The following is a 15,244-nucleotide window of genomic DNA, read 5'->3' as shown; positions in this document are numbered from 1 at the left end:
CACGTTCCTTCTTATTCTAGACTGCCAATTTCACGCAGCTTGCTATCTATCTGGCTTAAAACTTCCTTTTTAGCACCTTCATCACCGATAAAGTCATACTTATCACCGTCAATTACAATCTTAGGTGAGGCATCATACTTTTCGTACCAAGGCTCATAATAGCGAATTAAGCGTGCATAATAATCTTTCAGACTGGGATCAGTCGAGATTTGCTCATAAGACCGACCACGCTTCTCGATTCGTTTTAGCATGGTATCTAGTGACACACGGATATAAATCAAGAGATCAGGTTTTTTACTAGGATTTCCTGGGGTATCTTCCATCATGTTTTCAAGTAAACTGTCGTAAATCTTAAATTCGGTAGGATCAGCGACGTTGCTTTCCGCATTCATTTGGAAAAAGAGGGCATCTTCGTAAATAGAACGGTCAGAAACACTGTTTTTCTCTTTAACTGCTTGATTGATTTGCGCTAACCGGTGGTTAAGTAGATAGATGTTAAGTAAAAAAGTGTACCGTTTCATGTCCTGGTAATATAAAGGAAGAACCGGATTACTATCAACGCCTTCATAAAAGGCTTGAGTTCCTAAATGTTCAGCTAAAATACTGGTTAAACTGGATTTACCGGCTCCAATAGGCCCGCTTAAAACAATAACTTGAATCACGCTCTTTCTTAAATACAATATATAGATTAATATCTAGTTTAATACGAGATATAGTGGTAAACAAGAAGAAATTTAATTTGCATTGAGGCAAAAATGTCAAGTGATTTTGCATAGTGCAGACTAAAAAATTTGCTTATAGTTTGATAAAGATATGTAAATATATATTTTCAAGATAAAAAGATTTAAGGATTGTTACACGTGAAACTAAGGTAAAACAAAAAGTGAAGTGCATAGTTTGAAACACTTCACTTTTTGAATAGATTGGTTAAGATGCGCTACTTAACACGATCTTCTTTCTTTTCTTCTTTTTTATCTTCAGCCTTATCTTTTTGTTCGTCAATCTTTTCTTTGGCGTCTTGAGTGGCACCGGTTAGACGATCTTGCAAGCTGACAGAGTCCTTTTCATGCTCTTCCTTGGTCTTGATATCAACTACTGTGACGTTAACTTCAACAGTATCTAAGCCTGTCATTTCTTTAACCTTGTCATAAATCTTTTGTCTAATTTCGTCATAAAGTTTAGGAATGTCAGTACCGTATTCTGCAACGATTTCAATGTCGACAGCAACTTGCTTTTTACCGACTTCGACGTTAACACCATTAGTTACGTCATCACTGTTAACAATCTTATCAGCTAAGTTAGAGAAGAAGCCGCCATTAACAGTTAATAGTCCTTTAACGTCTGCCAAAGCAATGCCGACAATCTTTTGGATTACTTTAGAGTCATATGTTAAGTCGCCTTTAACTTCTTGTTTTGAGTTGTTGTTATTTTGTACCATAATAATTCAATTCCTTTCATTTAGTGTTGTTGTTTACTTACCAAGCTTTTTAACAGGGGCCAATAATGCCCAGCTAGAAAGCCTAATGCTAGTAACACAATGACAAAAATAGTTTTAAAAAAGCCTAATCCCAAAAAACAAAATGCTAGTAACAAGCCGATTACTGCACCGCATATTTCTGGGAGGTGTTCCTGCAAAATTTTATTCATTTTTGCCTCCTTTATTGAACGCGTGTCTCGGGCTTATCAGAGTTTTGATAGTTAACAAACTTAATTTTGATTTTTGGTTTCTGCTCGATTCCCAAAAGTTGACTAAGATTACCTTTAAGCTCTTCAAGGTATTGCTCAAGAACAGCGTTAACGTTGTCGCCATGTCCTAAATTACCACTAATCCTGATTTTGATTTTATGATTAGTAAGCTTAGAATCAACTTTTGCCTTATTAATAAAAGGTAATTCAGATAAAGAATTCATGACGTAACCGTTAATCGCCTTACTATTAACTCTGACTTGTCCATCGCGCTTATGAATTAAGGTGAAGTAGCGCTGAACTGGCCAGAATAGAATGATTAATAAACTAATGATTAAAGCCAAAAGAACAATGGCACTAGCACCGATTAGATACCATTCGAAAATAGGATTTAATGTACCCAATTTGGGGATGCTAAGCCTTAAATACTTTTGCCAAAAGCCACTAGTTTCCCATAAGAGATAAATTGGCAGAGGCAGTAGTAAAAGCAGAAAAACTACCAGTAACCATTTTTTACTTCGTTTCAATTTATCACATCCTCTCATGCTCTAACCTAATCATAATACGGATTATTTTGTTAGCGTTAGTGATATGCACCTGTTTATATACAGCGCTAATACGAAATATTAGTGGCACAAAAAAACGATGCAAGTTTGCATCGTTTTTAATCTGTTAGTTAAGTTGTCTAATTAGTTCTTTGATTCTTCACTGAGCTTGCTTGCAGCAGCATCGTCAATAATTAATGTGACATTAGAGTGATTTTGTAAAACGGAAGCAGGAACGTCTTCAGTTACAGGACCTTCGACCATTTTCTTAACGGCATCAGCTTTATTTTCACCAAAAGCCATAATAACGATTTCCTTTGCACTCATGATGTTAGCAATTCCCATACAAATTGCTGATTTTGGCACATCATCAATATTGCTGAAAAAGCGTGAATTAGCTTGAATAGTGCTCTCAGTTAACTTGACTTCGTGAGTAACAGAGTCAAAAGAAGTACCTGGTTCATTAAAAGCAATATGACCATTTTGACCAAGACCTAATAATTGAATATCAATTGGGTTTTCTTCAATGATCTTGTTGTAGTCATCAGAAGCACCTTGAGGGTCATTAATGGCTTTAATACCGTCTGGAATATATGATTTCTTGAATGGCTTCTTGTCAAAAAGATTTTTTTGCATAAAGTAGTGGTAACTTTGATCATTATCAGGAGTTAAACCAGTATATTCATCAAGGTTGATACTAATAAGATTGCTATTATCAAGGTCACTTTGAGTCCATTCGTTGTATAGAGCTACAGGGGTAGAGCCAGTTGCTAAGCCGATTACCTTAGCACCATTGTCAATGCTCTTTTTAAATAGCTTAAAGCCTTCAGTACTACCGTTTTCTTTGTTGTTTGTAATGATAATTTTCATAGTTGAGCCTCCAATTAAGTTAAATTCATTATAAATTGGTATATGCCAATTTGTCAATTAGCTTTGTTAAAATTTTTTACTGCTGACGCGTTTTTAACTAAGGCCAATTTTGATAACAAAAAAGTCTCAAATAATGTTTGTTTCACATGTAACATTATTTGAGACTAATTAAATGAAATTAGCGACTATTCACTTCTTAGTGCAATTGCGGCATCTTTCTTAGCTGCCATTCTTGCAGGAAGATGTCCACCTAGCATAGTTAAGATAGTAGAAATGACAATTAAAATCAAGGCGTGTACAGGATTTAATTGAGCAACATTTGCTAAGTCAGTCATTGAATATAAAATGCTGTTGATAGGGAAGATGAGTAGTTGAGCAATTACTACACCTAAGATACCCGAGAATATACCAAGGATAAATGTTTCTGCATCAAAGACGCGTGTGATGTCTTTCTTACGAGCACCTAAGGCCTTTAAAATACCAATTTCTTTTGTTCGCTCCAAAACTGAAGTGTAAGTTAAGATACCAATCATAATCATTGAAGTGACAAGTGAGATTGCTGCAAAGGCAATTAATACAGCCGTGATACCACTTAACAAACCACCTGTCATAGAGGTAACGGCACTCGACATGTCAGTGTAGATGATTTTATCTTGTTTCTTTTTACCCTTATTCCATTGATCAAGGTAATCTAAGACTTTATCTTTTGAATCAAAATCATTTGGATAAATCATAATACCGGCAGGAAGAGAAGAACCACCAATCGATTGCATCATCAGCTTTTTAGCATTGCCATTCATGTTTTGACCAGTCATTACATTACGGTCAGATTTCTTTTGTGCCTTTACAATAGCAGAATTTTGGTTCTGCTTGATAACCTTAACAGCCAAACGATCACTATATGCAATTCCGCTTGATAATAGAGCCATTGAATCCTTATTCTTTGGTCTTATTACACTAACAATGCGTAACTTGATTTTGCTATTGTTGTACATTGCCTGGTTAGGTTTTTGTGGCACAAACATACCAGTAGGCAGTTCTTGATAATAGTCATTATTGTCGACTACTTTGAATTCTTTACCAATTAACTTATTAAAATTAAGTTTCTCATCTGCCTTAACTTTAATGCCCAGGTTTTTCAGAATGTTAATGTTAAGGGAGTTCTTGTTATCAACGACCATAACTAAATCAGTTGGTTTCGACGGCCAAGCACCAGATAGTAATTGGTAGTTATCCTTTAAGAAGTTACCTTTTTTCTTATCTAATGAGGTTGGAAAGACAGTTGAACCCATAAAGGACATGCTTGCTGCTTGAGACTGCATTTGCTCGTACGCTTGAGAAGCAGCCGTGCCAGCAGGTAGCGGTGAAAATTGAACGGGCTTAACCTTACCATTTTCCTTACCAATTAAATTGAGGTTAACACCAACTTGATAAGAAATATTGTTAGCATATTCAGGATTAATCTTCTTTACGTAATCGACGTATTTTTGTGTAATTTTATTTTTATGTGCCGATTGCTGCAATTTATCCTTTTTAGCAGTTAAATAACCACGATTTTTAACGTTCTTTTCTGAATCATCACGGTCACTGATACTATTAACGTCCGTGGCCGTTTGCGAGATTGTAACAGGATATTTGGCAAGTGCCTTACTCATCGTAGTATCAATTTGCTTCTGAAAACCATTGGATAGCGATAAAACGATGGCAATGGAAATGATACCGATACTTGAAGCAAAAGCTGTTAAAGTTGTACGACCCTTTTTGGTCATAATATTGGTAAAACTTAACTTGATAGCATTCCAATAAGACATCTTTGTACGTTTTAAGTTAAATGTGTCTTTTTCATCTTTTGGTGTGAATGGATTTGAATCATCTAAAATTTTACCGTCTTGGAAATTAACAATCCTAGTTGCGTACTCCTTTGCTAGTTCTGGGTTGTGTGTGACCATGACTACTAAGCGATCTTTTGACAAGTTCTGAATTAGCTTCATGATTTGTTCAGAAGTCTCGGTATCGAGAGCACCAGTTGGCTCGTCACAAAGTAAAATATCAGGATCATTTGCTAAGGCACGAGCAATTGCTACACGCTGCATTTGCCCACCAGATAGTTGGTTAGGATTTTTCGAAATGTGATCTTTTAAGCCGACTTGTGTTAAAGCATCAACTGCACGTTGGTGTCTTTCTGAAGCAGGAACACCAGATAAGTTCATTCCTAATTCAACGTTAGCAATGATTGATAGGTGTGAGATTAGATTGTAATTTTGAAAAACGAAGCCAACCGAGTTATTACGATATGCGTCCCAATCAGTTTCTTTGAAGTTCTTAGTGGATTTACCATTAATGATTAGATCACCGCTATCGTAACGATCTAGTCCACCAATAACGTTTAACATTGTCGTTTTACCAGAACCACTGGGGCCTAGAATTGCGACAAATTCTTGATTGCGAAACGAAATTGAGACATCGTCCAACGCCTTAGTCGTAGTATCACCAACGTGGTAAGACTTACGCAGGTTTTTTAATTGAAGCATGAGTTATTTCTCTTTTCCTTTTTATTAATTCATAAAAAATAATTTAGCACTTATAAATAAGTAACACTAAAATTCTTATTATATTAAGCCAATTAGTTAAAAAAAGCCATCCTCATTTTGAAAATTTTTAATTTAGCAATTAAAAAAGTCTCTTAAACAAATTAGAGACTTCTTATCTGAGCTATTGTGCGATTTTAGTATATTGCAATAGTGCATATACTAGGAAGAAAAGAATTATTAAGCTAATAACTATGATATGACGCTTTTTATTGGTAACTAAAATAGCTGCAAATTCGCGAACGATTGCATTGGGCAAGAAATAAAATCTTGTGTATGAACCAACTCCGTTTGCATTCAGCCCAGCTGCTTTAGCAAATAAAGCGGCACGAAAAATATGGTAGTTATTACTGAAGAATTTGGCACGATATTTTTCGCCGCCAAAGTCTTTTGCTGCTACTTTGGCTGAAAATTGCATATTTTGGTAAGTATTTTTTGATTTATCTTCTAATAAGATAGATTCAGGACTAATACCACGACCGATTGCGTATTCGGCCATTGCTTTGGCTTCCGGAATCTTTTCATCTCCTCCTTGACCACCAGACATAATTAATTTTGGCATTTTCCTTCCTTTGTCGACCTGTTTTTGCGCATATTGAATTGCTCGATTAATGCGACTAGCAAGAAGCGGGGTAACAGTCTCACCTTTTGCTAAGCCAGCCCCTAAAACAATGAGGTAGTCTTGATTATATTGACGTGGTACAAATTGGTAAAGTGCTAGGTTAATAAGAAAGTTATAAGCGACTAATAATAGGTAGTTTACTACTGCAGAAGGTGTATATATTAAGGTCTTTTGCCAGGAAGGCAGTTTGCTAAATGGTGCAATAAAAATAATTAACCAAGAAACAAGTAGTGCAATACCAATGAAGAGCGTCAATAAATTTGATAGCGTATGTGCTTCTCTTTTCCAGACAAAGTAAGCATTCCACAAAAAGAAAAGCCAGGAAAAGGTGGTTACTAACGTAATTATGGCAATTATCAACACGATAATGACTTCGTAGGTTAGAATCAATGGCCGCAAACTAGTTGAAAGAACGGCAACAGTTAACCAGACACCAAGCAAGAGAAGAAAAATTGTGAATAATATGCCATTAAGTAAACGGCGTGGTTCTTTAAGCCATGAAAGTAAAAAAAGGGCTAAAGAAGCCAAAACAATTAGCGACAAATAAATAAATGGCTTGTTTTGAGTAAAAAATTGAACAAAGTTAGACATATTTTCCTCCTACAAGATATATTCTAACCTTATTATAGATTAGCTAGGTTAAAAGTCATAGTAATTGACTAGAGCAAAATACACGTTGTGTTCACTTTGAAAAAATATTCCCTAGGAAATATTCTGGTATACAAAAAAACTGCATCGAATCTATCTAAGGTGACCTAATGATAAGATATTAACGTCAGTATATGATAATATTAGTAGTTAAAGTCTGAAAATCACCACCACTTAATGTATGAAGGAAGAAAATACTAATGAAGAGATTTTTTTATTTCCTGGGTAATATTGTGACAATTATTGTGTCATTTTTTATCTATTCACTCATTCAACTGCTTTATTTTTATCCATTTAAACTACAACGAAAATATCATTTGGATAGTAAGCTCTTTATTGCCATAACTATCTTATTCACTATTATTGGCATATTAATTGTTTATGGAATGTATCGCAGACAATTAAAAAACGAAAATGATTGGGGGTTTAATAGGAAATCTCATTGGGATTGGCATCGCCTTTTGCTTTCTTTTATCGGTGCCATCTTACTGGTACTGGTTAACATAGCTGTTCAGGCTGCATTGGGACTTAGTACTAAGACAACATCAGCTAATCAGTCAGCGCTAGATGCATTGGCGCGACAGGCAGGTGATTTTTATAAGCCCATGATTGTTTTGATAGCACCAATTTTTGAAGAGACCATTTTTCGGGGTATGGTGTTCAACACTTTTTTTGCAAAGGAGACTCCTTTAAATAGGTGGGTAGGAATAGTATTTAGTGGTTTTCTATTTGCCGTCCTTCACGATTCGGGCTTTACTAAGTATATTTTTGTTTATTGGGCGCTTGGATGTGTACTTGCATGGATTTATACCCAGACAAAGGATTTGCGTTACTCAATTATTGCCCATATGCTGTATAATTCACTTGGTTTTCTCTAAATAATGGAAGAAATAAAAAAGAAAGGTTAAAAACCTTTCTTTTTTTGCTTTAGTAGTAAGTATGTATTAGTTTTTAGTCAAACTATTCTTTAGCAACAAGACCTGTTTGTTTAGGATTTTTAGGCTTAGTTTTGGCTAAAAGAGCTAAACTGATTGAAATCATATCAACAACTTCTTGTAAGATCGCGCCCCAGAATGCTGGAATAACACCAGTGAATGCAACTAACTCGATAAGAATAACAATCGTGATAGCAGTCAAAACATCAACGTTTGCTACCTTCATTGTGTGTTTCGAAATTGCAACGGCGTCATTAATTTTGGATAAATCATTAACCATAATAATGGCGTCTGCACTTTCACTTGCTGCAGATGCACCTTTGGCCCCCATCGCAATCCCAACATCAGCAGCTGTTAGACTAGGAGCGTCGTTAATTCCATCACCGGTCATAACTACAGGGCGATTATCCTTAGTTACATCTTTAATTGCTTCTATTTTTTGTGTTGGCAACAAATTAGAGCGAATATCTTTAATACCAACTGTTTGACCAATTTGATTGGCAACATCTTCATGGTCACCAGTTAGCATAATCATATGTGCATCACTTTGACGTCTTAAACGAGCAACTGTTTCAGCACTTTCAGGACGTACCTGGTCTTTAAAAGTAATGTAGCCAGCGTATTGTCCATCAATTGAGATATAAATCGCAGTAGAGTTAACCGATTTTGCGTGTTTTTCAGAAGTGACAAAACCTAATTTACCAACTTTGACTTCATGACCATCAACTGTTCCACTAACCCCTTGACTTGTTGTTTCTTTAATATTAGTAGCCGGTTTTAGCATTTTCTTGTCTGTTACACTAACGAGTGAATCAGCAATGATATGGCTGGATTGTTGTTCAACACTTGTAGCATAGCTTTGTAAAGTTTCAGCTGAAAAATCACTATTCTCTGCGGGTACGATTTGGTCGATTACAAGTTTGTTTTCTGTTAATGTACCAGTTTTGTCAAATGCAAAGGTTTTAGCAGTTGCAAGTTTTTCGATTGTCGGACCAGATTTAACAATAATATGATGCTTTGACATTGAACTCATCCCTGAAACGAGTGCAACTGGAGCGGAAATTAAGAGTGGGCAAGGGGAGGCAACAACCATTACTTCCGCAAAATTAATTGGGTTTCCTGAGTGAATCCAAGCAGCAATACCGATAGCCAAAGAGATAGCTGTAAATGGTACGGCATAGCGATCGGCCATTTTAACGAATTTAGCTGGTTTAGCTTGTGAAGATTCAACAAGTGAAACAATTGTTTGATATTCTGAGTCACTCGCCTTTTTAGTAACAACCATTTTAACGGCAACATCGCCATTAATTGAACCAGACATTAAGTCGTCTCCAACATTTTTTTGAACTGGGACTGACTCACCTGTAAGTGATGATTGATCAAAGCTTGATGCACCGTCAATCACTTTACCATCAACAGGAACCTGTTCACCGGGTTTGATTAAAACTTGATCATTGATTTCCAACTGATTAACGTCAACTGAAACCAATTCATTTCCGACAATTTTGTTAGCCGTGGTTGGAGAATTACTTAGTAATGAACGAAGCTCTTTGTCTGCTTGTCCGGTAGCGTAATTTTCAAGCGTTTCACCACCAGTCATCATTACTAGAATCATCCATTCTGCCCAGATGTCACCAATTAAAATGGTTGAAACAACGGCAATAACAGCTAAAATATCAACACCATATCGTCCTGACCTAAAATCATTGATGATTTCAAGGAGTAAGGAAAGTGCCATTGCTATTCCGATTACATCTATCAGGATAGCTTCGAAGGGAAATTGTAGATTACCGATTTGAAAAAGGCTTTTGGTATGAATACCAAATTGGCAGACAAGCCCAATTAAACCAATAAAAAGGACAAGGATAAATTTCCACTGTTGCTTAAAACTCATAGTTTGTTCCTCTCAATATAAAAATATAACTTTATGTCTTTAGATTTTAACACTAATTTTTTTAAATTAGAATAAGTCTAAACAACTTTGTTTAAAAATTTTTATTTGGCAAAGAAAAAAGCTAAACCTATTTCATAATTCATGGTAAATAGTAGAGTATGCTACTGGTTGCCAATGCATTGAAGCGAAATAGTTTAGCTTTAAACTAATAGTCCTTTAAATTAATGATATTGTCATTAGGATCTTCAGTTTTATCATCTTTATCGGATTTATGAACATTTTCCCTTTTTGGTTTTTCATCAAGCGTAAAAGTTTTAGTACGCTCAATCGAATCGATTACATCTGTTGATGAGAGGGTAACGAAATTATCGTTATCACCGTGATCAGTTGATTCCTCAAAGTATTGGTTGATTTTCTTAATACCATTTTCTGAAAAATGCTCTTCGTGTGCCAAATCAAGTAGTAGTTTCTTTAAACGGCTTGCAGAAACAAGTTCGTGTTCCAAAATTTCTAAAACCCAAGAGAAATTAGTATCCATTGACCGAAAGTGTTTAACCACTCGATCTTTATAAAAGGCATCGGTAATCACTCTGGCGTCCTTTAGATCACTTGAATTTTCTGCCATTTTTTTTAATTGTTCGGCTAGGTCGTGTCGCTCTTTTTCTGATAGTTCTAAGCCCCCTGGGTAGGTACCATTTTCGATAATAGCCTTGACTAAAAATGCTAATTGCTCAGAAATAGTTTTATTTGTCATTTTAGTATCTTCCATTCTGATTAATAAAAGAATAATTGCGCAAATCGCATTTATATAATTAGTAAATTGTTATTAAATAAAATAACTAGCGAAAGCAGCAATTATAGTTATAAATATGTATATAAATACACAAATAAGCGTATAGATAACATAAAATGTACTAATTTTTATAGCATATAGACAAGCAGTGATAATAATATATTCTCAATAAGATAATTATATTACAGTTTAAATAAAAATGGTAAAAAAAGCTTAAAATAATTTCAATAAATAAAATAACGTTAGTGACTTAATTTTTGTCATCAATTTGTTTAACTTGATATTTCTTTTCATAATTATGAGCAACGTAATTAAATGCCTTAATCCACTCGCGGCGTGTTAATAAACCTTGGAAAACACCATAGTCGTCTACTACTGGCAGAAATGCATTATCGACCAGTAAATGCAGCTGGGTTTCAAGTGTTGTTTGGGCAAAATTAATTTTGTCAAAATTTGTTTGCATGACGTCTTTTACCTTTAATTCTGTTAAAGGATCAAGCGTAATTTTGTCGGTTACCATCATTTTATCGGTAATCATGGCGAGACTTAACAGACCAACAACACGATTCTTATTGTCAAGCACCGGAATTTTTGAATATTTGACACGTGTCAATATCATAAATGCATGGTAGAGAGGATTATCATCTTCCACAAATGCAATACGCGATGCAGGAATAATGAATGAGCCGGATTTATCTTCTAATAAACGTTGAATAGATGGTGAAAACATGTAATATGCCTTTCGTTAGTGAATAGTTGTCGTATAAAAATATCCTACAGCAAAGGAAAAAGGCCCGCAAATTATGCGAGCCTGTTAGTTTTCATCTACTTTGAAGGAGTAAGAATGAATGAAATAAAAAAGTGGGAGTATGTAGTAAGCTGCTATTACTTACTACATTTAGAATACTAACCCATAAATATGAAGTAAAGTTACAAAATATCTTATGAAATAGTAAAGAATTCCTTTAGAAGTTTTAAAGGCATAGAAAAACTCACGTAATGCACGTGAGTCGAAAGGGATAGATATGAAAACGACCGTAAAGGTCATTTCAAGTTTTTTCATTATTTATACTTGGAGGAGTATGAATGAAAAACAAAAAGTTGAGTATGATATGAGATGGAATCTCTTCTATCTCATATCACAGCTTTAGTATAGCTAGTAAATGTGAAAAAAGTATGACGAAAGCAAAAAATAGCATAAAATTTCTGATTTGCAAAAAATTGTTTGTCAAAAGGCGCATTGCTATAATTAGAAAAAGTTTTATTAATTAGTCAGATTTAACTAGAATTCAAGGGGAAATATGAAAGAACAATCAGCTCGTAAAAAAATCGTTTTTTGGCTACGTGTATCAGGCTGGCTTTGCCTATTACCAGCAGCCGCATGGCTTTATCTATTTAGAATAATGATCGGCCACCAGTATCTCTTTTTAATAGAAGTCTTTTTAATCGTCATCTTTGCAGTTTATATTTTAACTACTGCTGATAGCGAGCGCTGGCAGAATCCAGATAACATTTTCAAATTAATGATGTTTGCAATTATTTTTGTCAGTGTAATTGACTTTTTTACTTTATGGTTTGCATACAATGCTAGTCGAAAACTAAATAAGCACTAGCATCTGTAAAATTTATTTAAATTTTGTAAAAAACTTCTTAATGGTGTATTATCCTTTTAAAACAGTAGTACTATATTTGATATAGTATTGTAATGCTGAAATAATAACTGTTGAAAGAGAATGAAGATATATGGTTAAAAAAGAAAGAAAAACTTCGCGGGCGCAACAAATTGGCAAATTTGTTTTAACGACAATCATTTATTGTGCTATCTTAATGGTATTAATTTATTTATATCAATATAGCGGCCTAACTTCGGTTCACTTTATTTACAACGAATTTTAAGGTGGTAAACAATGATTAAAGATGTAATAAAAAAGATTGATGAAATTGCCTTAAACGAACCGAATCGTATTGCGTATGACTATCTTGGTCAAACCAATACTTACGGTGATCTGAAAAAACGCTCGGATGCATGGGCATATCAAATTAACCAACTAGGTCTTTCTCCAGGTAGCCCAATAATGATCTGGGGTGGCCAAACATTTGAAATGATTGCTAGCTTTTTAGGCTGCGTTAAAGCAGGGCATGCTTATATTCCAATTGCCAGCTATTCCAATGCGGATCGAATCTTAACTATCCAGGAAGTCTCTGAAGCAGAAGCAATTATTGCGATTGATCAGCTTCCTGATATTACTCTTCCACCAATGCAAGTTATCAAGCCAGATGAAGTCAAAAATGGTGACTTTACCCCTGATGTCGAGCAATTTGTTGAGGGAGACGATAATTTTTATATCATCTTTACATCGGGAACCAGTGGGAAGCCAAAAGGTGTTCAAATTAGTCATAATAACTTACTCAGCTTTATTAACTGGGAAATGACTGACTTTGCTTTGCCGGACCATCCAAGTTTCTTATCACAGGCACCATATTCCTTTGATCTTTCTGTCATGAGCCTCTACCCAGCACTAGTTGGTGCTGGTAAGTTAGTGGTTCTGCCGCATGATGTTACAGAAAACTTTGCCCAACTATTTGCGACAATGCCTAAATTGCAATTTAACGTTTGGGTCTCAACGCCTTCATTTGCCCAGATGTGCTTTTTGGACAAAACATTTGATGGTGAACATCATCCAGATCTTACGCATTTTCTGTTCTGTGGGGAAGAACTGCCACATACAGAAGCCAAGCTGCTAAAACAGAAGTTTCCAAATGCAAAAGTTTTCAACACCTACGGCCCAACTGAAACAACAGTTGCAGTAACGCAAGTGGAAATTACCGATGAAATTTTGGCTAAATATGATCGTTTGCCAATTGGTAAAGTCAAGGAAGATACTAGAATTACCATTGACAAATCAAAGGGCGATCAGCCTAACCAAGGCGAAATTGTCATCGAAGGGCCAAGCACATCAAAGGGTTATCTAAATAACCCTGAAAAAACGGCAAAGGCATTCTTTAAAGATCCTGCTGATCAATATGCAAGTCACCGTTCAGGTGATGAGGGTTTCTTTGACGGCGAAATGTTATTTTACCGTGGCAGAATTGATTTTCAAATCAAATTTAACGGTTACCGAATTGAGCTTGAGGAAATTAACTTTTATTTGGGTAAAAACAAGTTAGTAAGCCATGGAGTTGCCGCACCGAAATATAGCAAAGATCACACTGTTAAACAAATTGTGGCTGAAGTTGAACTAAAAGATGGCGTCAAAGAGCAGTATTCAGAAGAAGAAATCACCAAAATGATTCGCGCTGATTTAGCTGAGAACCTGATGCCTTACATGATTCCGCAGCGCTATGTTTATCGGGAAAAATTGCCGGTATCACAAAACGGTAAGGTTGACATTAAAGCTGTGATTGAGGAGGTTAATAAGTAGTGAATTTTAACTTCATTAATTTACAGCCTTACGCAAATCCCCACTACTTTATTTACCTAATGATTGGACTAATTCCAATTATTTTAGGCCTATATCATGGGCATCGTTTTAAGATCTATGAATGCATCTTTTCAGTTGTTTTCTTATTTCTTGTCTTTGATGCAGATAAATGGCAACAAGGTGTTAGTTTAATTATTTACCTGTTAATCGAGCTAGTAATTACATATTGTTATCTCTATTATCGTAAAAAGGGTAAAAATAAAACGTGGGTCTTTTACCTGGCTGTTTTCCTATCAATTGTTCCCTTAATAATGGTAAAAGTACAAACGGCTTTTCCAAAAGCAAAAATACCGGGTGTATTAGCATTTTTAGGGATTTCGTACATTACGTTTAAAACCGTTCAAGTAATTATGGAAATACGTGACGGTGCCATTAAAGAGGTAAATCTTGGTACCTATCTACGTTTTCTACTATTCTTTCCAACGTTTTCATCAGGTCCAATTGACCGTTACCGGCGCTTTGCTAAAGAATGTGATATTGCCCCTAAGCGTGATCAATATGTGAATGATTTGGGCTTGGCAACACGTTACCTGTTCCAAGGATTTTTATATAAGTTTGTCTTAGGCTGGTTCTTTGGCACTTACTGGTTACCGCGCATTTCGCGGATGGCACTAATTGCTGGTACTGCGAATGGTGGGCTGAAGCTGTCATGGTGGCTACTAGCTTACATGTACTGTTACAGCATGTATTTGTTCTTTGACTTTGCGGGCTATTCACTATTTGCTGTGTCAATTTCCTATTTTATGGGTATTCACACACCAATGAACTTTAACAAGCCGTTTCTGTCACAGAACATTAAAGAGTTCTGGAACCGTTGGCACATGACGCTATCATTTTGGTTCCGTGACTACATTTACATGCGCTTCACTTTCTTTGCAATGAAGAAAAAACTGTTCAAAAATCCAGTTAGACTTTCGCAAGTAGCCTATTTACTTCTGTTTTTAGTAATGGGCTTCTGGCATGGACTGACTTGGTACTACATTGTTTATGGTTTGTTCCATGCGATTGCAATCATTATTAATGATTACTGGATTAGATATAAAAAGAAGCATAAAGATAAACTGCCATCAAACAAATTTACCAAGTGCTTGTCAATTTTTGTTACATTTAACGTTGTTTGTTTCAGCTTTTTGATCTTTTCCGGCTTCCTTAGCCAGTTATGGTTTGGCTGGATGTAGTAA

At 35.4% G+C, this 15,244-nt stretch carries 15 protein-coding genes; 5 read left to right on the top strand and 10 right to left on the bottom strand.

Annotated features, from left to right (window positions below):
* Positions 1–11 precede the first annotated feature (11 nt).
* The 7 genes from H3R25_RS06160 to H3R25_RS06130 all read right to left on the bottom strand — a co-directional run bounded on the left by H3R25_RS06160 (position 12) and on the right by H3R25_RS06130 (position 6,902).
* Positions 12–662: a deoxynucleoside kinase gene (locus H3R25_RS06160; protein WP_198194605.1), complete on the bottom strand. Its 651-nt coding sequence runs from the start codon at positions 660–662 to the stop codon at positions 12–14.
* Between the two features lie 275 nt (positions 663–937).
* Entirely contained in the window at positions 938–1,438 is a 501-nt protein-coding gene (locus H3R25_RS06155) for an Asp23/Gls24 family envelope stress response protein (RefSeq protein ID WP_046308047.1), read from the bottom strand.
* A gap of 20 nt (positions 1,439–1,458) precedes the next feature.
* Positions 1,459–1,647 carry a DUF2273 domain-containing protein gene (locus H3R25_RS06150; RefSeq protein ID WP_109716003.1) on the bottom strand — a complete coding sequence of 63 codons (189 nt, stop codon included), beginning with the start codon at positions 1,645–1,647 and terminating at the stop codon, positions 1,459–1,461.
* 11 nt (positions 1,648–1,658) lie between these two features.
* Positions 1,659–2,213 (bottom strand): alkaline shock response membrane anchor protein AmaP, encoded by a 555-nt coding sequence (gene amaP, locus H3R25_RS06145; protein ID WP_162542528.1) that lies wholly within the window; start codon positions 2,211–2,213, stop codon positions 1,659–1,661.
* A 162-nt stretch (positions 2,214–2,375) separates the two neighbouring features.
* On the bottom strand, positions 2,376–3,101 hold the full coding sequence (locus tag H3R25_RS06140; RefSeq protein WP_187158208.1) for a glucosamine-6-phosphate deaminase: 726 nt from the start codon (positions 3,099–3,101) through the stop codon (positions 2,376–2,378).
* A gap of 185 nt (positions 3,102–3,286) precedes the next feature.
* Complete coding sequence (locus H3R25_RS06135; RefSeq protein WP_198194604.1) at positions 3,287–5,632, bottom strand: ATP-binding cassette domain-containing protein; 2,346 nt, start codon at positions 5,630–5,632, stop codon at positions 3,287–3,289.
* Between the two features lie 181 nt (positions 5,633–5,813).
* Positions 5,814–6,902, bottom strand: coding sequence for a YdcF family protein (locus tag H3R25_RS06130; RefSeq protein WP_187158210.1), 1,089 nt, complete (start codon positions 6,900–6,902; stop codon positions 5,814–5,816).
* A 257-nt stretch (positions 6,903–7,159) separates the two neighbouring features.
* Between H3R25_RS06130 and H3R25_RS06125 the strand changes: the two genes are divergently transcribed.
* Positions 7,160–7,837, top strand: coding sequence for a CPBP family intramembrane glutamic endopeptidase (locus H3R25_RS06125; protein ID WP_198194603.1), 678 nt, complete (start codon positions 7,160–7,162; stop codon positions 7,835–7,837).
* Between the two features lie 82 nt (positions 7,838–7,919).
* On the opposite strand, the gene H3R25_RS06120 is transcribed toward H3R25_RS06125, so the two are convergent.
* The 3 genes from H3R25_RS06120 to cbpB form a co-directional block, all read right to left on the bottom strand.
* Complete coding sequence (locus H3R25_RS06120) at positions 7,920–9,788, bottom strand: heavy metal translocating P-type ATPase (protein WP_198194602.1); 1,869 nt, start codon at positions 9,786–9,788, stop codon at positions 7,920–7,922.
* 205 nt (positions 9,789–9,993) lie between these two features.
* Positions 9,994–10,542 carry a hypothetical protein gene (locus H3R25_RS06115; protein ID WP_109715997.1) on the bottom strand — a complete coding sequence of 183 codons (549 nt, stop codon included), beginning with the start codon at positions 10,540–10,542 and terminating at the stop codon, positions 9,994–9,996.
* A gap of 289 nt (positions 10,543–10,831) precedes the next feature.
* Positions 10,832–11,311, bottom strand: coding sequence for a cyclic-di-AMP-binding protein CbpB (gene cbpB, locus H3R25_RS06110; protein WP_109715996.1), 480 nt, complete (start codon positions 11,309–11,311; stop codon positions 10,832–10,834).
* 571 nt (positions 11,312–11,882) lie between these two features.
* Between cbpB and H3R25_RS06105 the strand changes: the two genes are divergently transcribed.
* From H3R25_RS06105 to dltB, 4 genes are all read left to right on the top strand, one after another.
* A complete protein-coding gene (locus H3R25_RS06105; protein ID WP_198194601.1) occupies positions 11,883–12,194 on the top strand; it encodes a hypothetical protein in 312 nt (103 codons plus the stop codon).
* Positions 12,195–12,324: 130 nt separating this feature from the next.
* Positions 12,325–12,477 carry a teichoic acid D-Ala incorporation-associated protein DltX gene (locus H3R25_RS06100; RefSeq protein WP_046308033.1) on the top strand — a complete coding sequence of 51 codons (153 nt, stop codon included), beginning with the start codon at positions 12,325–12,327 and terminating at the stop codon, positions 12,475–12,477.
* Between the two features lie 11 nt (positions 12,478–12,488).
* Entirely contained in the window at positions 12,489–14,003 is a 1,515-nt protein-coding gene (gene dltA / locus H3R25_RS06095; protein ID WP_198194600.1) for a D-alanine--poly(phosphoribitol) ligase subunit DltA, read from the top strand.
* Positions 14,003–15,241: a D-alanyl-lipoteichoic acid biosynthesis protein DltB gene (dltB, locus tag H3R25_RS06090; RefSeq protein ID WP_187158215.1), complete on the top strand. Its 1,239-nt coding sequence runs from the start codon at positions 14,003–14,005 to the stop codon at positions 15,239–15,241. Before dltA ends, dltB begins: the two co-directional genes overlap by 1 nt.
* Positions 15,242–15,244: the final 3 nt, after the last annotated feature.

Source organism: Lactobacillus sp. M0390, from assembly GCF_016102085.1.
In the GTDB taxonomy this organism is placed as follows: Bacteria; Bacillota; Bacilli; order Lactobacillales; family Lactobacillaceae; genus Lactobacillus; species Lactobacillus apis.
The sequence above is the reverse complement of the archived record's forward strand: the minus strand, read 5'-3'. Positions and strand labels throughout refer to the sequence as shown.